Source organism: Variovorax sp. GrIS 2.14 (assembly GCF_046115955.1).
Taxonomy (GTDB): Bacteria; Pseudomonadota; Gammaproteobacteria; order Burkholderiales; family Burkholderiaceae_C; genus Variovorax.
In genome coordinates this window covers 191,832-213,898 of the sequence record NZ_JBJXIA010000008.1, presented here as the reverse complement: position 1 = coordinate 213,898, position 22,067 = coordinate 191,832, and the positions used below count along the sequence as shown (strand labels likewise).

The 22,067-nt window shown below is 62.6% G+C and carries 24 protein-coding genes and 1 pseudogene; 14 read left to right on the top strand and 11 right to left on the bottom strand.

Annotated features, from left to right (window positions below):
* Window positions 1-253 precede the first annotated feature (253 nt).
* Entirely contained in the window at window positions 254-1,156 is a 903-nt protein-coding gene (locus RCH10_RS15315) for a LysR family transcriptional regulator (RefSeq protein WP_409053035.1), read from the bottom strand.
* 139 nt (window positions 1,157-1,295) lie between these two features.
* On the opposite strand from RCH10_RS15315, the gene RCH10_RS15310 reads away from it, so the two are divergent.
* The 6 genes from RCH10_RS15310 (at window position 1,296) to RCH10_RS15285 (ending at window position 7,346) form a co-directional block, all read left to right on the top strand.
* On the top strand, window positions 1,296-2,366 hold the full coding sequence (locus RCH10_RS15310; protein WP_409053034.1) for an amidohydrolase family protein: 1,071 nt from the start codon (window positions 1,296-1,298) through the stop codon (window positions 2,364-2,366).
* Window positions 2,363-3,262, top strand: coding sequence for a VOC family protein (locus tag RCH10_RS15305; protein WP_409053033.1), 900 nt, complete (start codon window positions 2,363-2,365; stop codon window positions 3,260-3,262). The genes RCH10_RS15310 and RCH10_RS15305 overlap by 4 nt, the downstream gene beginning before the upstream one ends.
* A 14-nt stretch (window positions 3,263-3,276) precedes the next feature.
* On the top strand, window positions 3,277-4,140 hold the full coding sequence (locus tag RCH10_RS15300; RefSeq protein ID WP_409053081.1) for a fumarylacetoacetate hydrolase family protein: 864 nt from the start codon (window positions 3,277-3,279) through the stop codon (window positions 4,138-4,140).
* Between the two features lie 4 nt (window positions 4,141-4,144).
* Entirely contained in the window at window positions 4,145-5,743 is a 1,599-nt protein-coding gene (locus RCH10_RS15295) for a bifunctional 3-(3-hydroxy-phenyl)propionate/3-hydroxycinnamic acid hydroxylase (protein WP_409053032.1), read from the top strand.
* A complete protein-coding gene (locus RCH10_RS15290; RefSeq protein ID WP_409053031.1) occupies window positions 5,740-6,726 on the top strand; it encodes a Bug family tripartite tricarboxylate transporter substrate binding protein in 987 nt (328 codons plus the stop codon). The genes RCH10_RS15295 and RCH10_RS15290 overlap by 4 nt, the downstream gene beginning before the upstream one ends.
* A gap of 194 nt (window positions 6,727-6,920) precedes the next feature.
* On the top strand, window positions 6,921-7,346 hold the full coding sequence (locus tag RCH10_RS15285) for a heme-binding protein (protein ID WP_323498230.1): 426 nt from the start codon (window positions 6,921-6,923) through the stop codon (window positions 7,344-7,346).
* 46 nt (window positions 7,347-7,392) lie between these two features.
* Here RCH10_RS15285 and RCH10_RS15280 read toward each other — a convergent pair whose 3' ends face one another.
* The 3 genes from RCH10_RS15280 to RCH10_RS15270 all read right to left on the bottom strand — a co-directional run bounded on the left by RCH10_RS15280 (window position 7,393) and on the right by RCH10_RS15270 (window position 9,701).
* A complete protein-coding gene (locus RCH10_RS15280) occupies window positions 7,393-7,563 on the bottom strand; it encodes a hypothetical protein (protein WP_323498231.1) in 171 nt (56 codons plus the stop codon).
* On the bottom strand, window positions 7,563-8,654 hold the full coding sequence (locus tag RCH10_RS15275) for an ornithine cyclodeaminase (protein ID WP_409053030.1): 1,092 nt from the start codon (window positions 8,652-8,654) through the stop codon (window positions 7,563-7,565). The genes RCH10_RS15280 and RCH10_RS15275 overlap by 1 nt, the downstream gene beginning before the upstream one ends.
* Before the next feature lie 102 nt (window positions 8,655-8,756).
* Window positions 8,757-9,701, bottom strand: coding sequence for an ornithine cyclodeaminase family protein (locus RCH10_RS15270; protein ID WP_409053029.1), 945 nt, complete (start codon window positions 9,699-9,701; stop codon window positions 8,757-8,759).
* Window positions 9,702-9,891: 190 nt separating this feature from the next.
* On the opposite strand from RCH10_RS15270, the gene RCH10_RS15265 reads away from it, so the two are divergent.
* The 4 genes from RCH10_RS15265 to RCH10_RS15250 all read left to right on the top strand — a co-directional run bounded on the left by RCH10_RS15265 (window position 9,892) and on the right by RCH10_RS15250 (window position 13,772).
* Entirely contained in the window at window positions 9,892-10,278 is a 387-nt protein-coding gene (locus RCH10_RS15265; protein ID WP_409053028.1) for a DUF1161 domain-containing protein, read from the top strand.
* A 91-nt stretch (window positions 10,279-10,369) separates the two neighbouring features.
* The gene (locus RCH10_RS15260; RefSeq protein WP_409053027.1) at window positions 10,370-10,660 is read left to right on the top strand and encodes a DUF1330 domain-containing protein; all 291 of its coding nucleotides are present in this window, start codon (window positions 10,370-10,372) and stop codon (window positions 10,658-10,660) included.
* A gap of 356 nt (window positions 10,661-11,016) precedes the next feature.
* A complete protein-coding gene (locus tag RCH10_RS15255) occupies window positions 11,017-11,397 on the top strand; it encodes a response regulator (RefSeq protein ID WP_323501589.1) in 381 nt (126 codons plus the stop codon).
* A 185-nt stretch (window positions 11,398-11,582) separates the two neighbouring features.
* On the top strand, window positions 11,583-13,772 hold the full coding sequence (locus RCH10_RS15250) for an ATP-binding protein (RefSeq protein ID WP_409053026.1): 2,190 nt from the start codon (window positions 11,583-11,585) through the stop codon (window positions 13,770-13,772).
* A gap of 28 nt (window positions 13,773-13,800) precedes the next feature.
* Here RCH10_RS15250 and mdlC read toward each other — a convergent pair whose 3' ends face one another.
* Window positions 13,801-15,450, bottom strand: a complete 1,650-nt coding sequence (gene mdlC / locus RCH10_RS15245; protein ID WP_409053080.1) for a benzoylformate decarboxylase — start codon at window positions 15,448-15,450, stop codon at window positions 13,801-13,803.
* Between the two features lie 266 nt (window positions 15,451-15,716).
* A complete protein-coding gene (locus RCH10_RS15240; protein ID WP_323498238.1) occupies window positions 15,717-16,169 on the bottom strand; it encodes a hypothetical protein in 453 nt (150 codons plus the stop codon).
* 236 nt (window positions 16,170-16,405) lie between these two features.
* On the opposite strand from RCH10_RS15240, the gene RCH10_RS15235 reads away from it, so the two are divergent.
* Window positions 16,406-16,603: a hypothetical protein gene (locus RCH10_RS15235; protein WP_409053025.1), complete on the top strand. Its 198-nt coding sequence runs from the start codon at window positions 16,406-16,408 to the stop codon at window positions 16,601-16,603.
* A gap of 34 nt (window positions 16,604-16,637) precedes the next feature.
* Here the strand turns inward: RCH10_RS15235 and RCH10_RS15230 are convergent, their stop codons facing one another.
* Window positions 16,638-17,213 carry a lipocalin family protein gene (locus RCH10_RS15230; protein WP_409053024.1) on the bottom strand — a complete coding sequence of 192 codons (576 nt, stop codon included), beginning with the start codon at window positions 17,211-17,213 and terminating at the stop codon, window positions 16,638-16,640.
* A 354-nt stretch (window positions 17,214-17,567) separates the two neighbouring features.
* Here RCH10_RS15230 and RCH10_RS15225 point away from each other — a divergent pair, with 354 nt between their 5' ends.
* Both RCH10_RS15225 and RCH10_RS15220 read left to right on the top strand, forming a co-directional pair.
* Window positions 17,568-18,467: a TauD/TfdA dioxygenase family protein gene (locus tag RCH10_RS15225; RefSeq protein ID WP_409053079.1), complete on the top strand. Its 900-nt coding sequence runs from the start codon at window positions 17,568-17,570 to the stop codon at window positions 18,465-18,467.
* A gap of 42 nt (window positions 18,468-18,509) precedes the next feature.
* Window positions 18,510-18,707, top strand: a pseudogene (locus tag RCH10_RS15220) (ABC transporter substrate-binding protein); the annotation flags it as partial.
* 82 nt (window positions 18,708-18,789) lie between these two features.
* Here RCH10_RS15220 and dmeF read toward each other — a convergent pair.
* Complete coding sequence (gene dmeF, locus RCH10_RS15215) at window positions 18,790-19,776, bottom strand: CDF family Co(II)/Ni(II) efflux transporter DmeF (RefSeq protein WP_409053023.1); 987 nt, start codon at window positions 19,774-19,776, stop codon at window positions 18,790-18,792.
* A 47-nt stretch (window positions 19,777-19,823) separates the two neighbouring features.
* On the opposite strand from dmeF, the gene RCH10_RS15210 reads away from it, so the two are divergent.
* Window positions 19,824-20,099 carry a metal/formaldehyde-sensitive transcriptional repressor gene (locus RCH10_RS15210; protein ID WP_323498242.1) on the top strand — a complete coding sequence of 92 codons (276 nt, stop codon included), beginning with the start codon at window positions 19,824-19,826 and terminating at the stop codon, window positions 20,097-20,099.
* A gap of 99 nt (window positions 20,100-20,198) precedes the next feature.
* Here the strand turns inward: RCH10_RS15210 and RCH10_RS15205 are convergent, their stop codons facing one another.
* The 3 genes from RCH10_RS15205 to RCH10_RS15195 form a co-directional block, all read right to left on the bottom strand.
* Window positions 20,199-20,540 (bottom strand): hypothetical protein, encoded by a 342-nt coding sequence (locus tag RCH10_RS15205; RefSeq protein WP_323498243.1) that lies wholly within the window; start codon window positions 20,538-20,540, stop codon window positions 20,199-20,201.
* A 129-nt stretch (window positions 20,541-20,669) separates the two neighbouring features.
* Window positions 20,670-21,611, bottom strand: a complete 942-nt coding sequence (locus RCH10_RS15200) for a hypothetical protein (protein ID WP_409053022.1) — start codon at window positions 21,609-21,611, stop codon at window positions 20,670-20,672.
* A 123-nt stretch (window positions 21,612-21,734) separates the two neighbouring features.
* Window positions 21,735-21,947 (bottom strand): hypothetical protein, encoded by a 213-nt coding sequence (locus RCH10_RS15195; protein WP_409053021.1) that lies wholly within the window; start codon window positions 21,945-21,947, stop codon window positions 21,735-21,737.
* Window positions 21,948-22,067: the final 120 nt, after the last annotated feature.

The following is a 22,067-nucleotide window of genomic DNA, read 5'->3' as shown; positions in this document are numbered from 1 at the left end:
TGAGCGCGCGACCACGATTCGATCATCAGCCTTCCGGACCGGCACCGCTGAACGTGTGCAAATTCATAGACGGGTCGACTACGCAAACTCGTCATCACAGCGCGAGCCTGGCGGTGCACTAAAAGAACTTTGATTTCGACCGCCGGCCGTCTTAGCCAAGTTCATCAAGCCGCGAGCCCGCATGGAAGCGATTGCGCTGATATGCAAATGTCGAGGCGCCAACCCGCGGTCGGGCCGCAGTGAAAGAACAGCCTCATCCCCGAAAGAGTCGAAGCACTTGGGCACGCAGCCAGACGTTGGCCGCATCCTGGTGATAGCGCCGGTGCCAGAACTGATGGACTTCGACAACGGGGGCTTTAAACGGTGGATCGACGATGCGAATGTTGGCGTGCTGTGCACAAATATTCGCAAGGTCGCGTGGGACCGTGGCGATCAGATCGGAGGATTCGATGATCGGCAGCAAACTCATGAAATGCGAGAGGCCCACCAAGACCCGACGTTTCAGATTTCGGCGACTCAGAAATTGATCGAGCAAATGCTCGCGCCCATCTGGACTCACCACCGCATGGGACGCAGCAAGGTAAGTTTTCAAAGAAATCTTTTCGCCAACGAGGGGATGGTCGCCACGCACGATGCACACATAGTCATTGCGAAATAGCTTTTGCAAGAAGAAGCCAGCCTTTTGTAAGTCCGGCAAATAGCCGATTGCCAGCTCTGCGGCTCCCACTTCCAATGCCGCGGCGGCTGCCTGTCTTGGCATGGAGAGCGTGCGCACATCGCAATGGGGCGCCTCTTTCACCAAACAGGCAAGGATCTTCGGCAGGAAATGGACCTCGGCGATGTCTGGCGTCACCAGCGTAAAGACCTTGCTGTCCCGGCGGGGCTCGAAGGATGGCGCTGGCAGGATCTCAGCCTTTACGGTGTCGATCACCCGGCGCACAGCGCCTTCCAATTCGGCGGCGCGCGATGTCGGTTGCATGCCTGAGCCCGTTCGCACAAACAGCGCATCGTTGAACAGGATGCGAAGGCGAGCCAGCGCGGCGCTCATCGCTGGCTGGCTCAGTCCAATGGCCTCCGCTGACTGCGTGACGCTGCGGTGCTCCAACATGGAATGAAAAGCAACCAGCAGGTTGAGATCGACACGTCGAATATCCATGGCGTGGATTGTATGTATACACAAAATCCGCTTTGTTGATATCAAGCGAATCCCTAGACTCTGGTTCAACAAAGCCCTGGCGAAGAACACACACGGGCGTAGGAGACAAAAATGAGCAGACTGGTTTGTCAGGCGGCACGTGGCTGAGAACGCCCATCGCTATCGCTGCGCGTGTGGCATCGATGTGCACGCACATGTGGTGCCCGAGCGCCTTCCCGCGTATGTCGGCAACAAGCTTCCGGCTCAGTGGCCGTCGACCGCTGCAGCGCCGGATGCCGGAGGCCTGTGTCACCGGCACGTGATGATTGCAGGAAAAAATTACCGCACGATCTCGGAAAAATGCTGGAGCGTGACGCGTCGGCTTTCTGATCTGCCAGACATGGGTTTGTCGCATCAAGCGATTTCGCCGATGCCTGAGCTCTTGTCTTACTGGATGGAAGCCGCTGATGCGCATCAGCTTGTGCGGTTTCTCAATGAGCAGATCGCGATGATGGTGGCGGAAGGCGGCGGTGCGCTGATTGGAATGGGCGCGGTGCCGTTGCAAAGCATCGACCTTGCCATTGCCGAACTGAGGTATGTCACCGAAACGCTGTGCTTCGCTGGCGTGGAAATCGGTAGCAACGTCAACGGCACGCCAATCGGCGACGCGCGTTTCGACCCCTTTTTCGAAGCGTGCGAGGCTCTGGACGCGGCTGTTTTTGTGCATGCGCTCAAGCCCACCGGGATGGACAGACTCGTCGGCCCTGCACCCCTGCAACAGGTGCTGGCGTACCCCACCGATGTAGGGCTTGCCGCCGCTTCCGTGATCACCGGCAATCTGTTGACACGCCATCCGAAACTGCGCATCGCCTTCAGCCACGGCGGCGGAACGCTTGCGCTGCTTCTACCGCGCCTGCAGAAGGGATGGGGCGTATTCCCCGCCCTTCAAGAGCAAGTGCCGCAGTCGCCTGTCGAACAAGCAAGGCGGCTTTTCTTCGACACGGTCGTGTTCGATCCACCCACGCTGGCGCATCTCGTCGCGACCTTCGGCGGCACCCAGCTCATGGTCGGGACCGACTATCCATTCAATTTCCATGAACGCGCGCCCATCGCGCAGATCGATGCCACCGGTCTGTCTGCGGCCGTACGCGAACAGTTGACGACCGGCAATGCGCGGCGCTTCCTGAGTCGAGCATTTCCGGTGGCTGCCGGTGCAAAGGAATCGCCATGAGTTCGCCTTGGATCGCCGGGTTGCGCAGCGTTGCGCTCAATGTGCCGGACCTCGCGCGTGCCGAAGATTTCTACACCCGCGTGTGGAACCTGGACGTGGTCGCACGCACCGCAGGCGCGATTTACCTGCGTGGCACCGGTGCAGACCATCACTTGCTTTCCCTGCACCTCGGCGCCGAAGCCTGTGAAATCCGCCATGTGACCTTGCGTGCTCGTGATCGATCGGCATTGCAGGCCGTGGCTGAGGCATCGCTGCGGGCAGGTGGCAGTATTCACACGCCTCTTGCGTCTAATTCCGAACCTGGTCAGGGAGAGGTCGTCACGGTGCGCGATCCTCACGGCCGTCTTTTACAGGTGGTTCATGGGGATGAAACGCACCGGGACGCATACGCAGCCAGGGACCGGCCCCTGCGCCTTGCGCATGTTGTGCTCAACAGCCATGACGTCGCGGCAACGCAAGACTTCTTCGAGCAGGCATTGGGATTTCGGTTGGCCGATCGCACGCGGATCATGGCATTTCTCAATTGCAATGCCGATCACCACAGCGTCGCTCTGGGTGATACCGACAACGACGCACTCAACCACATCGCCTTCGTCATGCCCGATCTCGAATCGGTGATGCGCGGCGGTGGCCGAATGCGCGATGCAGGCCACGAAATCGAGTGGGGACCAGGCCGCCACGGGCCTGGCGACAACGCCTTCAACTATTTCATTGGTCCGTTCGGCGAGGTCATCGAGTACACGGCCGACGTTCAACAGATCGACGACAGCTACAAGGCCGGCGGGCCGGACGACTGGAAGTGGCCGGCTGGCCGCGTGGACCAGTGGGGTATCTCGCAACCGCCTTCGTCGCGCCTGAAAGACGCACAGCGGCAAGTCTTTTTCATTCCTTCCTGAGCTTTGGAGCATTCATGAAATTCACCACCTTTCTTCAGGGCGGACAGACGCGGCTTGGTCTCTTGGACGGAGACAGTGTCATCGACTTGCACGCGGCGCAGACACAGGTCCCGCCAAGTCTGCGTGCCGCGCTGGCACAGGGAGTTGATCTGGCTGCGGCTGCCGATGCGGCGCTGGCCTCGAGCGCGCCACGACTGCCGATGTCGAGCCTGATGCTCGCGCCGTTGGTTCCGGAGCCGGGAAAGATCATCTGCCTGGGGCTGAACTATTTCGACCACGCAAAGGAGGGGGGCCGCGAAAAGCCGGAGTACCCGTGGTTCTTCTTTCGTGGCGCGACCTCGCTGCTTGCGCACGGCGCGGCGGGCATCGCGCCCAGGGTGTCGGTCAAGTTCGACTACGAAGCCGAAATAGCACTGGTGATCGGCCGCCGCGTGCCGCGCCATGTGTCCCAGGACGACGCGCCCGGGTACGTTTTCGGCTACACGTGTTTCAACGACATGTCTGTTCGTGATTATCAGAAACGCACGCCGCAATGGACCATCGGCAAGAACTTCGATGCTTCGGGTGGTTTTGGTCCCGTCTTGGTCACGGCCGACGAACTGCCATACGCCGCGACCGGCCTGAAGATTCAGGGTCGGCTGAACGGGGAAGTCATGCAGAGCGCGAACACGAGCGACATGATCTGGGGCGTGGCCGAGACCATCGCGCTGCTGAGCGACGTTCTTACGCTCGAGCCCGGTGATGTGATCGTGATGGGCACCCCCGCCGGCGTGGGCCAGGCGCGCACCCCGCCGGTCTGGATGAAGGCGGGCGACAGCTTCGAAGTCGAGATCGAGCGCATTGGCACGCTCGTCAATCCGATCCGCGCGGAGGACTGACGCGATGCGCTCTCAACCGCAACGCGACATGCTCTACGACGTCGCGGTGGTCGGCTTCGGCCCGTCCGGCGCCGTGGCTGCCGGATTGCTGACAGGCATGGGCCTGAACGTCTATGTATGCGACCGTCAGCGGGAGATCTACGACAAACCACGTGCGATCGCCATCGACCATGAAGTGCTGCGCGTGTTTCAACAATTGGGCGTGGTCGATAAAGTCTTGCGCCACGTCGAGCCGTTCACGCCCTCTGAATACTTCGGAGCCAACGGTCAGCTCATCAAGCGGCTCACGATGGTCGAGCCGCCATTCCCTCTGGGCTACACACCATCGAATGTGTTCACGCAACCACCCGTCGAGGCGCTGCTGCGCGAGCATGTTCAACAGTCCGTGCACGGTCACGTCGAGTTGGGGATGGCGCTGCTCGGCATCGAACAGAACGAAGAATGCGTTCGCCTGACGTTGCGTGACGACACAGGCGCGCAATCCGAGGTGCGATCCCGCTACGTCATCGGATGTGACGGCGCTTCCAGCACGGTACGCGATCTGGTTGGCATCCAGCTGGAGGATCTGGCGTTCGATGAGGCCTGGCTGGTGGTCGACCTGCTTGCCAACGCTGGAGGGCTCGCCAAGCTGCCTACGACAAGTGTTCAATATTGCGAGCCCGTCCGGCCCTGCACCTTGGTGATCGGACCGGGCAATCACAGGCGGTGGGAGATCTCGCTGAACGAGGGCGAAGATCCGCGCAAGGTGATAGAGCCCGCAGAAACCTGGAAGCTGCTGGCGCGCTGGCTCGAACCGAGCGATGGCGAACTGTGGCGGCAGGCAAGCTATCGTTTTCATGCCCTGGTGGCCGAGCGGTGGCGCGAGGGACGCGTCTTCATTGCCGGCGACGCAGCGCACCAGCAGCCGCCTTTCCTCGGCCAGGGGATGTGCCAGGGTATCCGCGATGTTTCGAATCTCGCGTGGAAGCTGTCCAGCGTGATCAGGGGCGAGGTGCGTGGTGCAGCGGCCGACACTCTGCTCGACAGCTATGGCATCGAGCGCCAGCGGCACGTGCGCGATCTCACAGCACGGATCAAGGAGATCGGATCCGTGATCGGCGAACGCGACGAAGCGAAGGCGATCGAGCGGGATGCACGGATGCTGGCCGAGTGCGGCGGCGTAGTGCGCGATACACCGCGTCAGGACGTCATTCCCCGACTCGAGGTCGGCCTTCTTTCGCCCGACCCGCATGCAGCGAACGGCACCATCTTCCCGCAGCCCTGGATTGCGCACGATGGGGACCGCGTTCGCTTTGACAGTGTGGCTGGCGACGGCTGGTGGCTTGTGCTGGCCAGCGACTTCGATGGCGGCCTGCCAGCGACTGCGGACTTTTCCCTGCCTGCGCTTTCTATCCTGCGCCTGGGTGAATCGTTGCAGGAGACAGAAGGTATCGCGGCGGCCTGGTTCCAGCGTCATAACTGCAAGGCAGCCCTGGTGCGTCCCGACCGCTATGTGTACGGGGTGGCTGCCGACCAAGTCGACCTGATCGCGATGCTGCAGACGCTGGCGTCTTGGCTGCAGTGGACCCCCCTTCCTCGAACTACAACGGAGACAAAAAGATGAACAGAAGAAATTTCCAGGTCGGCAGTCTGGCTGCCGCCGCTTTGGCTGCCTCTGGCTGGTGCCTTTCCGCCAGTGCGGAAGACAAATGGCCCACCAAGCCCATCAGGCTGGTTTTGTCGCAGCCGGCCGGGTCGGGGCCGGACAACATCGCGCGCATGTTGGGCGACGGACTGGCCCGCAGCCTGGGACAACCGGTCATCATCGAAAACAAACCCGGCGGCCAGAACATCATTGGGGCGCAGACCGTGACTCGGGCGCCGGCCGATGGCTACACGCTGTACTTCGCAACAACCGCCGCGCTCGTCACGAACAGCTACCTCTTCAAGAGCCTGCCTTATGACCCACTGAAAGATTTCGATCCGATCGCCTTCGTAGCCAACAGCCCATTTGCAATTCTGGTCAGGGCGGAGTCGCCCATCAAATCATTTCCGGACCTGCTTGCGCGCAGCGCGCGAGAGCCGGGCAAGGTGTCGATTGCCAACGAAGGGCCCCGCACCTTTGGCGGCATGATTGCGCGCCTGATCAACGCGCGCGGCAAGGCGCAGGCCAATCTGGTGGGCTACAGCTCGGTGAGTGTCGCGCTGACGGACATCGTTGGGGGCCATGCCGACGTGGCCGTTGCGGACCTGGCCTCCAGTTCTCAGTTCGTGCGGGAAGGTCGCATGCGACTGCTGGCAGTCACCTCTGCGAAGCGGATCGCCGGCTGGGACCAAGTGCCCACGGTGGCAGAGTTTCTCCCGGGCATCGACATGACTGGGTGGATGGCCATCGTCGCGCCGGCGGGCACACCGACTGCCGTTGCGTCGCGTCTGAATGCCGAGGTCAACAAGTTGCTTTCGGATCCGGCGCTGGCCGAGCGGATGCTCACCGTCGGTCCTATCGCAACGCCAGGCGGCTCGCCGAAACAGTTCCAGGCCTATCTTCTGGAAGAGCACAAACGACTCGGTCAGGTGGTCGCAGAAATCGGCCTGCTCCCTGAATAACGCGGCACAAGCTTTTCGGTCACTACAACCCTCTTCAAATCTGTTGTCACTGCAGCCGTTCTTGTGTTGGCCCGCAGTGCACTTGCAGCACCTGCTGATGTTGCGCCCAGGGGGACCTTGAGCGCCGGCGCGCAACGCTGGCAAACTTGGCAGCCCCGAGCATCCGGCTCTTCACGATCTACCGTCCCGTTGCAATGACATCTCTGACACTCGTTCACGCCAATCAGATCATCGAGGCTGCCCTGTCGCATGCCCGGCAAATGGGCTACAAGCCCATGGGCATTGCTGTCCTGGACGAGGGCGGTAATTTGACCGCCTTCGCTCGCGAAGACGGCGCAAGCATGTTCCGGTTTGATGTGGCCCGGGCAAAGGCTTGGGGCTCGGTGGGGATGGGAAGTTCAAGCCGCGTGCTGCATGAACGTGCCAAAGGCAATCCGAACTTTTTCGTGGCGCTTGCCGCGACGGCCGACGGTCGCTTTTTGCCGCAGACCGGTGCCGTACTGATTCTGGATGCCAATGGCGCAACGCTGGGTGCCGTCGGCGCCAGTGGCGGGACCGGCGACGAGGATGAAAGTATCTGCATTGCGGGGGTGAAAGCCGCCGGGCTGCGAGTGGGCTGAGTGTCCGTGGGCGTCCGGTCCGCTGCGCACTATGCGGCACTCGGACTCACGCGCGGCGCAGGCTTTTAATCTGCCGGGGAATACGGCTTCGGACACGCACCGCGATGCGCGCGTTGCTGCAGATGGCGTTGGCCAGTTCCTGCGTGGGCGCAGTCACTTTACCCGGGATGCCGACCTCGAGCGGAACCAGATCCTTCTCGGGTTCCAGCGCGCCCATCAGCACACCGGTTGCAAATGCGTGTCGACCAACTCGAAATCGTCGATCGATTCGTTTGTTGCGTGCAGCAGCCCGAACAGGTTCTTCGGATCGACCGGTTGCGGCACCAACTCGATGACTTCGCCCATGCCGAATTCAGTCGCGACTTCGCGCAGGTACTGCAACGCCGCGAAGTCCTCCAGTGCGAAGCCGACCGAGTCGAACACCGTCACTTCAGGCGTGCTGGCGCGCCCTGGGCGCTGGCCCGCCAGCACCCGCCACAACTCGGTCACCGCGAAGTCCGCAGGCATCTGCTGGATCTCGCCTTCGATGCGCGACTGCGGCTCGAACTCGACGAACACCGATGCGTTGTCGAGCACGCGATGGTCGAGTTCCGTCTTGCCGGGGCAATCGCCACCGACGGCGTTGATGTGCATGCCCGGCTCGATCATGTCGGGCGTGAGGATGGCCGCGTTGGCCTTGTCTGCAGTGACCGTGGTCACGATGTCGGCGCCACGCACTGCGTCGGCTGTGCTGCCGCAGATGCGTACTTGAAGCCTCTGGCCCACGAGGTTGTTCGCGAGCCTGGCGCTGGCCGCAGCGTCGATGTCGAACAGCCGCAGCTCGCGAATACCGACTAGGTCGCGAAACGCGATCGCCTGGAACTCGCTTTGCGCGCCGTTGCCGATGAGCGCCATCACGCGGCTTTGCGGGCGGGCGAGTGCGCGTGCGGCGACGGTCGACATCGCGGCCGTGCGGATCGCGGTGGTGAGGGTCAGCTCCGACAGCAGGCGCGGTGCGCCGGTCGCGACGTCAGCCAGCACGCCGAAGGCCATCACGGTTGGCAGGCCGTGGCGATGATTGGTCGGGTGCCCGTTCACGTACTTGAAGGCGAACTGCGAAGCGTAGGCGATGGGCATCAGCTCTATGACGCCGACATCCGAATAAGCTGCTACGCGTGCGCTCTTGTCGAAGTCGTTCCAGCGCAAGAATTCGCGCTCGATGCGGGCGGCGATACCTGCGATGCAGGCCGACAAGCCCTTGCGCTGCACGAGCCGGATCATCTCGGGGGCGCTGAGGTAGAGGGTGGTGGGGTAGCGGCTGGAAGTCATGCTTCCAGTGTCTGGAAAGGACGAGTCAAGCGGAAGCGGAAGAGGTGTAGCGTTATGCGGCGTTCGCTGGCGAAGTGGCAGCACCGGCTGGCACTTGGGCAACTACGCGCGTTGCGATTCGTAGACCAGCACCGCTGCAGCGAGGTCCTCGAGTGCTGTGCCCACAGACTTGAACACGGTTCGCTCCGATGCATTGCTCCGGCCCGATCTTTCGCCCGCCATCAGTTGCGCCAGCGTGGCCTTGACGTCGGTCGCCTCGAACACGCCGCGTTCTATCGGACCCAGCAAGTCGCCGCTTTTTTGCAGCGCCTCTTCGGTGTCCACGAAGAGGCTCGCGCCCATGAAACAGGCATCGTCGGCCTCGCGCATCGCCGGGGTGAAGCCGCCGATCAGATCCAGATGACTGCCGGCTGCGAGCCACTGGCCGAACACCACCGGCGACGTGGCCAGTGTGGCGCAACTCACGATATCGGCTTCGGCGGCGGATGCGGCGAGGTCGGTCGATACCGCCGCGTCCATGCCTTCACCGCAAAGCTCTTGAACCAGCGTCGTTGCTTGCAACGGCGACCGCGCCCAGACGCTGACGCGATCGATGGCACGCACCGCGCGATATGCTTCGGGAAGTAGGCGAGCGACCTTTCCCGCACCGACCACCAGCAGATGCCGTGCGTCATCACGCGCCAGCCAGGAGGCCGCGAGGGCGGAGGCGGCTGCCGTGCGCCGTGCGGTGATTGCATCGCCATCGATCAATGCCAGGGGCACGCCTGTCGTCGCGTCGTGCAGCAGGTAGCTGGAGTGAAGCCCGGCCAATCCAAGCGCTGCATTGCCCGCCGCGATGTTGACGATCTTGACGCCGTAGTAGCGCGCGTTCCATGCCGGCATGAGCAGCGAAGTGACGCCCGACGGTCGCTCGGGTGCGATCGCCGCCACCTGGTGGACATGGCGCCGCGGTACCTCGCAGCCTGTGAGAAACATGCGACGTAACGCCGCGATCAATGTGGGAAAGGGCAACGCCTGCTGCGCCGTCGGCGCATCGATGATCAACATGGCGTGCTTGCGTGTGGGCAGGGTGAGCGGTGGTGCTGAGCGTTCGGCATCTCGCGAATTCAACCACGGAGGCAAGACGCCGAGATCGACATCGACAGCGCCTTCGGCGCGAGCACTTGCAAGTGCAGGCCGCTTTCGGTCTGAGCGCTAGACTGTTTCGCCTATGCACTCCTTTTCGAGGCAAGCACCGATGATGAAATTCCCGTTGATTCCACTGGTCCTCGCGTTTGCCGCTGCGGCCGGTACGGTCGGCACCGCGAGCGCCGCCGGCAACTGTGATGCATTGCGCTCGCAGATCGAAGCCAAGATCGCAGCGTCCGGCGTGGCCAATTTCGCCGTGACCATAGCGGACGCAAGCGCCGCTTCCGGCACACGTGGCAAGGTGGTCGGGAGTTGCGAGATGGGCGCCAAGTCGATCGTGTACCAGCAGATGGATGCGCCGTCCTCATCGACTATGAGCGGTTCGGCCAGCGCAACATCCGGCACTCCCGCTGTGGTTCCGCGGGCCAAGAAAGATGTCATCCTGACGGAGTGCAAGGATGGCTCCGTCTCGGCCGGTGGCGACTGCAAGAAGTGAACGTCAAGTCGCGGCGGGACTTGCCGCGCTCCAAGACCCGCGGCACAGTCGCGGGTTCTAATTGCTCTGAAAACAAGGACACAAGAACACCATGCCGAAAGCCTATTGGGTAAGCACCTACCGCGCGGTCACAGATTCCGACAAGCTGGCCGCCTATGCCAAGCTGGCCGGCCCCGCGCTCACCGCCAACGGCGCCCGCTTCCTGGCGCGCGGCGACCCGGCCAAGGTCTACGAACACGGCCTGATGACGCGCACCGTGCTGATCGAGTTCGACAGCGTCGCGCAGGCGATGGCTGCGCATGACAGTGCGGCCTATCAGGAGGCGCTGGCAGCACTGGGCGATGGCGCCGAGCGCGACATTCGGATCATCGAAGGCGTCTGAGTCACTTCGAGTCCCGCTCCCGTCATGCAGTGACTTGCTTTCGACGGCTCGATGACCGACTGATTGCCGCAGGGATAGGCAACGTGGGCGACCCGTGCCTTGTCGAAGCGCAGCACCATCCGCATCCATCCTGGGCATCGCGAGATCGACCAGCCAATCCCGACAGCGTCTATCGTCAACGCAGATAGAAAACGCCATCGGGCTCACGCTCGCGGCCGTGAGCGCGCTGCAAAGTGCGCTGGTCTGAACGGCGCGCAGTCCGACAGCGTCGGGCGTCGCCTGAAGCTGAAAATCAGGGCTTGTCGCCCACCCGGGCGGCGAGCGTTGCAACCATCCTGCGGGACCATAAAAATCAGATGGCGCTTCGCGTTTTCATTGTCGAGGACAATCCTTTGATCAGGACCAACCTGATCGAAACCCTGGTCGAGCTGGCCGCCATCGAGGTCGTCAGCTTTTCGAATGGGGCACTCGAATCCAATCGCTGGTTGCAGGCCAACCGCGACGCCTGGGATCTGGCTGTCGTCGATCTGTTTCTTGCAGAGGGCAACGGCCTCGCGGTTTTGGGCGCTATTCGCGAGCGCAGTCCGCTGCAGCGGGTGGTGGTGCTGAGCAATTACGCCACGCCGAATCTTCGTGCGCGTTGCGCGGCGCTCGGAGCCGATGCGGTGTTCGACAAGTCGACGGAACTCGACGCTTTTCTTGATTACGTGCGCATCGTCGAAAGCGGGGCGGCCTAGTTATTCCGGCTGCGTGCATACGGCGTGCGCGACGGCAGGTTCGTCAGTAAGCAAATGAGAGTACCCTCACTCCAAATGTTAACTGCTCGTCACCCGCTCTCATTGCCCCGCAGGCGGGCACGTCGCTACGGCTGCGGTCCGACTCACTTTTCCCGAGCGCTCTGTCCGGCGTCGTTAGAGGTGTCGTGACGCGGGTGGTGGTCGATCTCTCGACCATCGACCTGGACAACTGCCATCGCGAGCCGATCCATGTGCCGGGGCACATCCAGCCGCACGGGGCGCTCATTGCATTCGATCTGCGGGGCCGACTCACCCATGCGAGCCGCAATGCAGGCAACGTAATCACCAGCCTGCCGAAGCCTGGCCAGGGTTTGCCGATCACGTTTCCTGATTCCGAAGCCGCCTTCTGGGCTGCGATAGCTGCCGCACTGCGAGACGCCGAGACCGGACGGGAGAGCGCGCCGCTCACCATGGAATTGGCATCTGAAGAGCGCGTCTTCGACGTCGTGCTCCACACCTACGACGGCCGCGTGATCGTGGAGCTCGAACAGCGTGCGGCACGCGACCAGGATCTTGCCGCATTCGCATTGCTGGCCCATCGCAGCATGGGTCAGATGCGCAGTCGGCGCGACATCTCCACCATGCTTTCGGAAGCGGTCGAAACGGTGCGCAAGCTCACCGGCTTCGACCGCGTGATGGCCTATCGCTTTCATCAGGACGACAGCGGCGAGGTTGTGGAAGAAGTGCGCGTCCCGGCGCTCGAGCCGTTTCTGGGTCGCCGCTTTCCGGCCTCCGACATTCCAGTGCAGGCGCGCGCGCTGTACGTGCGCAATCCGCTGCGCTTGATTGCCGACGTGCACGACGAGCAGGTGCCCATCGATGCGCACGATCCGACCGATCGCGCCCTCGATCTGAGTTACTCGGTCTTGCGCAGCGTCTCGCCGATCCACATCGAGTACCTGAAGAACATTCAGGTCGGTGCCTCGATGAGCTTGTCTATCGTGGTGAATGGACGGCTTTGGGGCTTGATCGCCTGTCATCACGGCGTGGCACACCGCGTGCCGTATGCGGTGCGCATGACGTGCGATGTACTGTCGCACGTGCTGTCGTCCTCGGTGCAAAGCGCGGTCGAACGGCTGGCCGCCAAGCGACGGCTGGCCGCAGTCGAGGTTCGCAAAAATCTGACCGAACTCTTGCTTGGCAGCGACGACTTCGCGACCGCCTTTCCGGACATGACCGACGCGCTCGGCAGCGTGATGTCGTTTGACGCCACCTTGTGCAGCTATGGCGGACTGATGTCGTGCGACGCGCTGCCCAAGGAAAGCGCAGCCCAACTGCTGCACTGGCTCGACACCGCAGAGCAGGACCTGATCGCGCTGCACGAATCCGCCAAGCTGCCCGAAGCGCTGCGTCTGGCACTGCAACCGTTCTGCGGATTCATGGCGCTGTGCATCGACCGGGTGAACCGCGGCTGGATCGTTCTACTGCGACGCGAACAAATCGAAACCATCGTGTGGAGCGGCATTCCGGCCAAGCTCGAACGTATCGGCCCGCTCGGCGCACGTCTTACGCCACAAGGCTCGCTGGCTGAATGGCGGCAGACGGTCGAAGGCACTTCCGTGGCTTGGGACGACGCCGACCGCGTCATCGCGCACGACCTCATGGAGTCGCTGGCGCGCGCCGGTGCGGCACGCGCCGCGCGCATGGAAATGGCGCGGGCGCAATTGCTTGCGGTGCTCGGACACGACCTGCGTGATCCGCTGCAGACCATCAGCATGATGGGGTTGATGCTGGAACAGGGCAGTCCCGATCGGCACGCGGGCTATGGCAAACGCATCTCTACGTCCATCGGCCGCATGCAGCGGCTGATCGGTGAAGTGTTCGAGATGAGCCGCTTGCGGGCCGGACTGGGGCTCGGACTCAACTGCGTGCCGGGCGATGTGTCGGCGCTCGTTCGCGGCCTGGTCGAGGATGCGCATCTTGCGCATCCGGAGGTCGCGATATTCACTGAGCTGCCGCCGTTCCTGCATGCCGATTTTGATGCCGATCGCATGTCGCAGGTGGTCAACAACCTGATCAGCAACGCGCGCAACCACGGCGTGGCTGGAGAGTCGATCTGGGTTCGTTTGGCCGACGAAGACACGATGGTGGTGCTCCGCGTCGCCAACATGGCGCCGCCGATCGAGGAGACGTCGATCAGCACGCTATTCGATCCGTTCAAGCCGCGCTCCATCCGCAACGTGCGGAACCCCGGCGGTCTCGGGCTGGGGCTGTACATCGCGAGCGAAATCGCGAAGGGGCATGGCGGCAAGCTGGAGTACAGCCACGACGGGACCCGCGTGACCTTCACCGTGTCGGTGCCCAAGCGGCGTTAGTCGTCGGCGGTAGCCGCCACGGTAGGCGCTAGGCCACGTCGACTTCGACCAGCGTGGGCCGGGCCCCGGACAGCGCTGCTCGCAGCACCTCGGCGAGCTGGCCGGCATCGCGTACCGTCACCGCATCGCATCCCTGACCCCTCGCCAGCGCGACGAAATCCATGCCGGGCAAGTCGGTTCCTTGTAGTGCTTCCCCGGGCTCGAAACCGAACACCGGCGCGAAATCCTGCAAAGCGGCGTAGCGGCGGTTTTTCAGGATCACGAAGGTGATGGGCAGGTTCAGTTGTGCTGCGCTCCACAAGGCCTGAATCGAGTACATGCTGGAGCCGTCGCCGATCAGGCCGATCACCTTGCGCCCGCTGTTCGCCTGCGCCTCGGCCAGCGCCACGCCCACGGCGGCCGGCATGCTGTGGCCCAGCCCGCCGCTGACCATCGTGTAGAAGCCGCCGCTTTCCAGCATCGGCAGGTACGCGTGCATGACCGAACGCGCCGTGGGCGCTTCCTCGACCACGATGCTGTCGCGTGCACGGAGGCCGGCGAGGGTCTGCAGGACATAGGCGACGGACATCAGTTCGCCTTCCTGCGGTGGTGTCGCCAGCGGTCGGGCGGCACGTGGCGCGGGGAGGGCGCGTCGCGCGAGTTGCGGGGCGAGGGGGCGCTCAAGCAAGTCCTGTACGCCGAGCCGGATATTTCCAACCGCCGTGGTGCCGACCGGAGTCCATGCCGCCATCGTCGGGTCGTCGATCAACTGACCCAGCGTGGCGCCGGCGGGCACGTGCGGGCCGTGGCCTTCCACGTGATAGATGAAGGCAGGCGCACCGACCGCGAAGATGTAGTCGTGACCGCCGAGCAACTGCACGATCTTCTCGCGCATGGCGGGCAGAAAGCCGGCGAACAGGCGATGGTCTTCCGGGAAGCCGCAGCGGCCCGACATCGGCGCCACCCACACGCTGGCGTTATGCCGCTCGGCCAGCGCCACTACCGCATCCCAGGCCTGGCAGCGGTCGACCGCGGTGCCCACGACAAAAGCAGGGCGTCGGCTCGCGTCCAGTGCATCGCCGATGAGACCGAGCACCATCGGTTCGGGACGGGACTCGGTGCTCACCACGCGGGGCAACACCGGCTCGGTCAGGCAGTCCCAGTCATCGGCGGGAATCGATACCAGCACCGGACCGCGCGGCTCCTGCATGGCAATGTAGTACGCGCGGGCCATCGCCAGCGGCACGTCTTGGGCGCGCGCCGGTTCCACGCTCCACTTGACATAGGGCTTGGGCAGCTCGGTCGCCTGACCGGAGAAAAGGAAGGGGTCGAATGGCAGGATCGACCTTGCCTGCTGGCCGGCGGTGATCACCATCGGCGTCTGGTTTTTGTACGCGGTAAAGATGTTGCCCATCGCATGACCGACGCCGGCCGCCGAATGCAGGTTGACGAAGCTGGCGTTTCGCGTGGCCTGCGCATAACCATCGGCCATGCCCACGACAACGGCTTCCTGCAGGCCCAGCACGTAGCGAAAGTCTGAGGGGAAGTTGCGGAACAGGCCCAGCTCCGTAGAGCCCGGGTTACCGAACATCGTGGTCATGTGGAACGCGCGGAGCAAGTCCAGCACGGCGGTGCGGACGGTGACATGGGTGCTTTCGGCGGTTGCTGTGGCGGCGACAGCATCGGCTCCGTCACTCATTGCGATGTCGGCTGCAGGGTTTTTTGTCATCGAAGTCTTCTGTGATCCAGGCTTGGTTTCGCCCGTATCTTGCCTCGTGTTCGGACCTTGCGGCGCGTCGGCGCGGGCAGTGTCCCTCACGCGCGATTTCTCGCGTCTGCAAACCACAGGACCAGAAAGTCGCTCATCGTGGGTAGCACGGCTCGGTTCAATGCGTTCCGATACCGTCGGCCGACGAAATCGGGTCGCCGCGGCACTCGCGCGCGCGGCTTCCCGGAAGCTAACGACTACCGACGGTCGCTCTTTCGCATGAACGACACGAGCAGCGCTGTCAGCACCGCACCGCCTGCCGCTGCGATCAAGGTCGCGCGCACCGGCTGGTCCATGATGTATTGCTCGCTTTGCTTGCGCGCGGTCGACAACTGATCCTTGATGTCGGCAACTTTTTTTCCGGCGGCGTTGACGGCGTCCTTCGCGTAGGCGCGGCCTGTTTCAATCGCATCCTTCCCGGTTTGCCGTGCGTCGCGCACATAACTGCGGGCTGCGCTGGCTGCATCGTGGCCGAGCACCTTTGCGTCATCGGCGCTGTCCTGCAGAGAGTCCTTTACCGAACTCAGTGCGTCGTCACTGACAGCGCGGGAGGCTTGCGCAAAATTCTTTGCGGTGTCGAGCGCGTCGCCTGCAGTTCCACGAGCTTCATCGGCGAGTTGCGATGGGGATTTGACGTTGTCTGGATTCATGAAACACCTCTATTGAATGACAGGGAGACACCTTGTCGCCCGTGGATGTCAGTTTGGCGGCGAGACGACCTCACGACGTGTCGGCCCGCACGGGGTGGATCCGTAGGGCTTTGACCTATGGTTCGTCGAGCCCCGGCGACCAACATTCCGACAAATGTGTGACGTAAAACGCGCTATGCGTACGCCCCGGCAGTCGGAGGAGAGGATTGGTGAGAAGAACGGCCTAGCATCGGGGCATGCAGATTCCTGACACCGATACGTCCGAATACGCCGCCCTGATAGAGATGGCCGCCACTGGAGGCCGTGCCCGGGACCCGCGCATTGCGGCTTTTGCAACTGTGATGACACCACGCTTCTGGGGCCGTTCGCCGGAGCACTCGGCGGGCAAATCGCCGGCGCGAAACGACCGCCGGCAAGCTTTCTACCCGAACTGAATCACCGGTACGGCATCGTCAAACGCGGTGCGCCTCACTTGATTGCGACCTGCGGCACGCGCTGCAGCTTGTCGACGTCGTAGCCCTGGCTTCCGACGAATGCGATCAGGCGCGCCAGGTCAGCTTCCGGGATCGTCGGCGTGCGCGCCATGATCCACACGTAGTCTCGCTTGTCGCGGGTGATCACCGTTTGTGTGTAATCCGGCGAAACGTAAGAGATTCGGTAGTCCGCCTTGATCGGCCACACGTACTGCTGGCCCCACACCGCGTTCGCTCCACCATCCATCACGAAGCCACGCGAGCCGTAGCTTTTGCGCGGCCCGTCTGGCGCATCGGCGTTGAAGCTGAAGGTGGTCGGAATGGTGCCGTCGGCATCGAGCCGGTAGCTGTCTTTGGCGTTGTGCGCGCCCTTTTCCAGGAATGTCGGAATGTTCGCGATGACATACCAGTCGCCCATGAACCGCGGCAAGTCCACCTTGGGTGCCAGCGCGACAGGGCTTCGGCCCGCAGAAGGGGAGGTGGCGCATGCGGCAAGCAGCGCGATCGCTGCGAGGGCCAGCACGGCAACCGGGAGTGTGGTGCGGAGGGTGTTCGACGTGCGCAACTTCATGGAATTTCGAGGCCAAATATTTCGTTGAGCCGATCATTGCCGGAGGGGCGCAGACGCGTGAAGGCGCCCGCAGAGACCCTGAGTCAGACATGGCGCACATCGAGTCGGCACACGGTCGGATGGACTGCGTTGGAACGACAGCCCGGACACCACCGGTTGGCGCGCTGCTTCCGAGGCGCTCTTCGGCTCGACCAACGGTTGCGCCCCAGGGCGGCCGATCGGTTTTCAATCAACCGATTTCTCATAAGCAACCAAGAAATCAATCGTTCGTGTTTGCCGGGTGCAAACCTAAAGTAAGGGTCTCGTTTGAAGAACAAGACTCGCATGACCGCCATTGCTACAGTCCCACCAACTATGCCAACGGCAACATCGACCGATTCGGCGGCCGACTCGATCCCATCGCAAGCTTTCGAAGTCCGGCGCTTCGACGCACCTGTCGGCGCCGAGATCGTCGGGCTCGATATTTCCAAACCGATTGACGCGGTGGACTTTGCGCGCATCCATCGCGCGCACCTGGATCATCACGTGGTGGTGTTTCGCGACCAGAACGTTTCACCTGAAGCGCAAATCGAGTTCAGCCGCCGATTCGGCCCTCTCGAGATTCATGTGCTGCACCAGTTCCATCTGAAGAATCATCCCGAGATCCTGATCGTTTCGAACATCAAGGAAAACGACGAGCCGATCGGGCTTGGCGACGCCGGTGTGTACTGGCACTCCGACATTTCATACAAGCCGAAGCCGAGCCTGGGTTCGCTGTTGCATGCGCAGGAATTGCCAGCGGAAGGGGGAGACACGCTGTTCGCCGATCAACATCTGGCGTGGGAAGCATTGAGCCCGAAGCTCCAGCAAAAGGTCTTGCATTTGAAGGCCGAGCACAGCTACCTCGCCAAGTACGAAGACCTGCGTGCGAAGAATCCCTGGCGGCCGAAGCTGTCGCAGGCACAGATCGATCAGGTCGCCCCTGCGGTGCAGCCGGTGGTTCGCACCCACCCCGAAACGGGCCGCAAGGCGCTGTTCGTAAGCGAGCATTTCACGACCCGCATCGTCGGCCTGCCGCAAGATGAAAGCGACGCACTGCTGGGCGAGCTGTTCGCTCACAGCGTGAAGTCCGAGTTCGTCTATCGCCACGCGTGGAAGCCGCACGACCTGGTGTTCTGGGACAACCGTTCGTTGATGCATCTGGCGGCTGGTACGGCGGACAACATTCGTCGGAAGCTCTATCGCACCACGGTCATTGGCGACACGCCAAGGTAGCTGCTCGCCCCCAGGTCGCTGCGCACTTCGTCTCGCGAGTTCGACGCCAAGGTCGAGTGGATCAAGCTGTCGGTTGGCGCGGCCATCAACGACGCCTTGCTGTCAGGCAACAGGGACCGGACCAAGGGCAAACAAAACGTGAAGCGCATGGCGTCGCTAGGCCACTTTCCGTACTACCTGGTGAGCAACAACCCTGCGGTCAAGACCATCGCAGATTTCACCGACAAGGACCGCATCGCATCGCATCGCATTGCCGGCCGCGACGCTCGAGCGGCTGACCGTTCGGCGCTGGGGTCAGCAGCGTTGAGTCGTCGGAGAAAGCTCAGGACGCGATCGGGCGATGAGCCACGTCAGCAACACGGTGTTCCACGCGGTTGACTTCGACTGTGATGTGAACCAGCTCTTCATGGACGCGCAGCTGCTGCTTAAAAAAGTCTGGCTCGACAGCCGCCGTCGTCGCGAGCGAGACGATGCAGGCGTACTTGCCTTTGCCGACGCGCCAGACATGCAGGTCGCACAACGTCGCCTTGACCGGACTGGCATCGATCACCTCCCGAATCTCCTGCACCACAGGCGCGTTCATTTCTGCATCCAGCAGCACCCGACCTGAATCGCGCATCAGCCCGTAGGCCCACACTGCCACCAGCCCGGCACCGACGATTCCCATGACGGGGTCGAGCCACGCTGCGCCCCACAACTTGCCGCCGAACAGCGCGACGATGGCCAGCACGGACGTCGCGGCATCGGCCACCACATGCACGTAGGCGGAGCGAAGGTTCAGGTCCTGGTGATGCGCATGACCATGGGCGTCGTTGTGACCGTGACCGTGGTGTTCGTGCTGATGACCGCCGCGTAGCAGCCACGCGCAAGCGAGGTTGACCAGCAAGCCGACCACGCCGATCGCGATGGCTTCGTCGTAATGAATCGTGGTCGGCGAGGCCAGCCGCTCGACCGATTGGTAGAGCATCAGCGCCGCGACCAGCGTCAGCAGGATCGCGCTGCTGAAACCGCCGAGCACTTCGATTTTCCAGGTGCCGAAAGCGAAGCGACTGTCGCTAGAAAAGCGCCGTGCTGCTGCATATGCGATGACCGACAAACCCAACGCCAGCGTATGCGAGCTCATGTGCCATCCATCTGCCAGCAGGGCCATGGAGTTGAAGGTCCAGCCGCCTGCGATTTCGACCACCATCATCACGGCGGTCAAAACGACTACCCACTTGGTCAGGCGTTCGGCGAGTGGATTGCCTTCGTCGAAAGCGTGGGAGTGCTGCCAGCTCAAAGGTGACTGGGCGGCGTCGTCTGTTTGCATTCACATACTCTACCCCAGTATTCCCTCGGTGCCTTTTACAATGCACCATGGCACACACGATCACCGACAAAAAGCCCTTGCTCGCACGCGTCAGGCGCATCAAAGGCCAGGCAGAGGCACTGGAGCGCGCACTTGAAGCCGGCACCGAATGCATGGCGGTGCTGCAGCAGATCGCGGCGATCCGCGGGGCGGTGAAAGGCCTTATGTCGCAAGTGCTCGAAGGGCATCTCCGCGAACACATAGGGCCAGGGAGCGACGCATCGCATGACCGTATGGAAGACGTCGAGGCCATCGTCTCCGTGCTTCGTTCCTACATGAAATGACAGTCGAGCTGAGGTCGAGGGAACCGCACATGAACGCCGACGTGGCAACGCTGTATATGGGGATACGCTGGGACGCCTGCTCGGCTACTAATCAGTCAATCAATCGAGTTGCGCAATAGCCCGGGCAAAGTAGGCACGGTGCGCACCGGAAAGCAATGTGAAGGCATCGCGATCGCCCGCTGTCGGAAAGACGCCGACCAAGCATTGACCAACTTCGACCGGGTCGCCGTGTGCTGGCCGATAGACATCGCCCGTATACCGGGCATACCGGCCTTCCACCAACTCGCAGCGCGACGCTCTGAGCATTGCGGCGTGTGCTCGATCGAGGTGGTGGCCGACGAAGATCGCGACGTGTTCGTAAATGTCGGTCTTCAGTGAGCCAGAGCGGCAATCGGCCTGGATCTTGTCGTCCACCGACAGGAATTGAAGGGTCAGCACCATTGGTCAATGATGCTTTTTACCTGGCTTTCGTGGTGCCCGTTCGTCGGTTCAAGACGTCCTCAAAGAAGATGATGCGCTGGTGCTGTTTCGCTGTTAAGCGACGTAAGCGACGTAAGCGACGCAAGCGACTCACCAGTCGCTGCTGGAATCGCCGCCACCGCCACCGCCACCGCCACTGTCCCATGAGCCGGCATCGGAAATTCCGAAGTCGGAGCCGCCCATGTCTGCATTGGTATCCGGTCCGAGATTGTTGTCGAAAGCAGGCTGATCGCGACGTTTTTCGGCTATGTCGTCAGACCTGTCGCGTTGGCTGAAGTGCCGCACGGCTTGCTCGACTGCGACCGCGCCCAAGCCAACGGCGGCGCCCGTCATCAACGCGCCACCCAGGCCGGAAGTTGCCGATGGCGCGGCGGGCGCCGGTGTGGCATAGGGGTAGTTGGGTTGTGCCGTCGATCCCGGTGCGTAGCCAGCCGGAACGCCGCCATACGAAGGATTCGGGTAGCCCGTTTGCGCAGTGACCGGCGCACTGCCCGGCGCACCGGGTGCACCGCTCGCACCAGGCCTTGCACCCGAAATTCGCTTGAACATGAAGAAGCCTGCCGCGATCAGCAGCACCACGATGCCTGTCTTGGCCGGTGCGCCGAGACCGGACGACGCGACGCTCTGTGATTCGACCACCTTTGTGGACGCGGGCCGCGCTGCGGACGCTGGTCCATCGATCCGCTGGAGTAAGCCTGCAACCGCTTCTGGCTTGGCAAAAGGCAGGCCTGGCGCCAGCGCCTCGGCCCTGGCGTAGGCTGTCTTCGCCGCCCCGAGCTTGCCTTCTTTGGCGAGCAGTTCCGCGTGTACGAAATGAGCTTTGGCGCTGCCCGGATGCGCCGTTAGCACCGTGGCGATCATGCTGTCGGCTTCGGAGAGTTTTCCGCTCTCCGCCGCCTTGTAGATCTCGTCGATGGAAGGCTCACGAGCGCGGGTCGCGGCGGTTTCGGCCTGTGCCAGCGCAAGAACCGGAACGGTCAGCGCGAGCGCCAGAGCGAGATGACTGAGATGAATGACCAGACGTTTGAACATGGGAGCCTCTTTCCTTGCGAAATTGTCCAAGCGACTAAATCACGCGTGGCTTAGGGCACGCTTAAAGAAAAGAGCCCTGGCAGGCTTGGCGCCGAGGTCTTACCGATGTCTCGCCGCGGACTTTCAGCGTTTGCTGCTCGCGATAGAGCGGAGCAAGTCGTCGTGATCTGTCGACAGAAAAATGCCGACGGCCGCAATCGCTGCAATGACGATCGCCGATATGGCGATGTCCCAGTGGCCGCCCTTCGGCTTGCGTGCGTCGATCAGGCGGCCTGCCAGCAGCAAGACGATCGCGCCTGTGCCAAGCAGCAACATCAGGAGCAGAGCGTTTTTCATGGTCCGTAAATGTACGCGGGGTTGCTGTCGACGAACCACCCCGCTCGTGGAGGACAAAAAAAGGCCCGCGCGAGGCGGGCCTTTGGAAGTGTGGCCCTTGAAACCACCTTGGAGAACCAA

Excerpts from the sequence above, each read along its gene's own strand:
- RCH10_RS15315 (WP_409053035.1), bottom strand. The coding sequence starts at position 1,156 with ATGGATATTCGACGTGTCGATCTCAACCTGCTGGTTGCTTTTCATTCC.
- RCH10_RS15305 (WP_409053033.1), top strand. The coding sequence starts at position 2,363 with ATGAGTTCGCCTTGGATCGCCGGGTTGCGCAGCGTTGCGCTCAATGTG.
- RCH10_RS15300 (WP_409053081.1), top strand. The coding sequence starts at position 3,277 with ATGAAATTCACCACCTTTCTTCAGGGCGGACAGACGCGGCTTGGTCTC.
- RCH10_RS15295 (WP_409053032.1), top strand. The coding sequence starts at position 4,145 with ATGCGCTCTCAACCGCAACGCGACATGCTCTACGACGTCGCGGTGGTC.
- RCH10_RS15290 (WP_409053031.1), top strand. The coding sequence starts at position 5,740 with ATGAACAGAAGAAATTTCCAGGTCGGCAGTCTGGCTGCCGCCGCTTTG.
- RCH10_RS15285 (WP_323498230.1), top strand. The coding sequence starts at position 6,921 with ATGACATCTCTGACACTCGTTCACGCCAATCAGATCATCGAGGCTGCC.
- RCH10_RS15280 (WP_323498231.1), bottom strand. The coding sequence starts at position 7,563 with ATGGGCGCGCTGGAACCCGAGAAGGATCTGGTTCCGCTCGAGGTCGGC.
- RCH10_RS15275 (WP_409053030.1), bottom strand. The coding sequence starts at position 8,654 with ATGACTTCCAGCCGCTACCCCACCACCCTCTACCTCAGCGCCCCCGAG.
- RCH10_RS15270 (WP_409053029.1), bottom strand. The coding sequence starts at position 9,701 with ATGTTGATCATCGATGCGCCGACGGCGCAGCAGGCGTTGCCCTTTCCC.
- RCH10_RS15265 (WP_409053028.1), top strand. The coding sequence starts at position 9,892 with ATGATGAAATTCCCGTTGATTCCACTGGTCCTCGCGTTTGCCGCTGCG.
- RCH10_RS15260 (WP_409053027.1), top strand. The coding sequence starts at position 10,370 with ATGCCGAAAGCCTATTGGGTAAGCACCTACCGCGCGGTCACAGATTCC.
- RCH10_RS15255 (WP_323501589.1), top strand. The coding sequence starts at position 11,017 with ATGGCGCTTCGCGTTTTCATTGTCGAGGACAATCCTTTGATCAGGACC.
- mdlC (WP_409053080.1), bottom strand. The coding sequence starts at position 15,450 with ATGAGTGACGGAGCCGATGCTGTCGCCGCCACAGCAACCGCCGAAAGC.
- RCH10_RS15240 (WP_323498238.1), bottom strand. The coding sequence starts at position 16,169 with ATGAATCCAGACAACGTCAAATCCCCATCGCAACTCGCCGATGAAGCT.
- RCH10_RS15235 (WP_409053025.1), top strand. The coding sequence starts at position 16,406 with ATGCAGATTCCTGACACCGATACGTCCGAATACGCCGCCCTGATAGAG.
- RCH10_RS15230 (WP_409053024.1), bottom strand. The coding sequence starts at position 17,213 with ATGAAGTTGCGCACGTCGAACACCCTCCGCACCACACTCCCGGTTGCC.
- RCH10_RS15225 (WP_409053079.1), top strand. The coding sequence starts at position 17,568 with ATGCCAACGGCAACATCGACCGATTCGGCGGCCGACTCGATCCCATCG.
- dmeF (WP_409053023.1), bottom strand. The coding sequence starts at position 19,776 with ATGCAAACAGACGACGCCGCCCAGTCACCTTTGAGCTGGCAGCACTCC.
- RCH10_RS15210 (WP_323498242.1), top strand. The coding sequence starts at position 19,824 with ATGGCACACACGATCACCGACAAAAAGCCCTTGCTCGCACGCGTCAGG.
- RCH10_RS15205 (WP_323498243.1), bottom strand. The coding sequence starts at position 20,540 with ATGGTGCTGACCCTTCAATTCCTGTCGGTGGACGACAAGATCCAGGCC.
- RCH10_RS15200 (WP_409053022.1), bottom strand. The coding sequence starts at position 21,611 with ATGTTCAAACGTCTGGTCATTCATCTCAGTCATCTCGCTCTGGCGCTC.
- RCH10_RS15195 (WP_409053021.1), bottom strand. The coding sequence starts at position 21,947 with ATGAAAAACGCTCTGCTCCTGATGTTGCTGCTTGGCACAGGCGCGATC.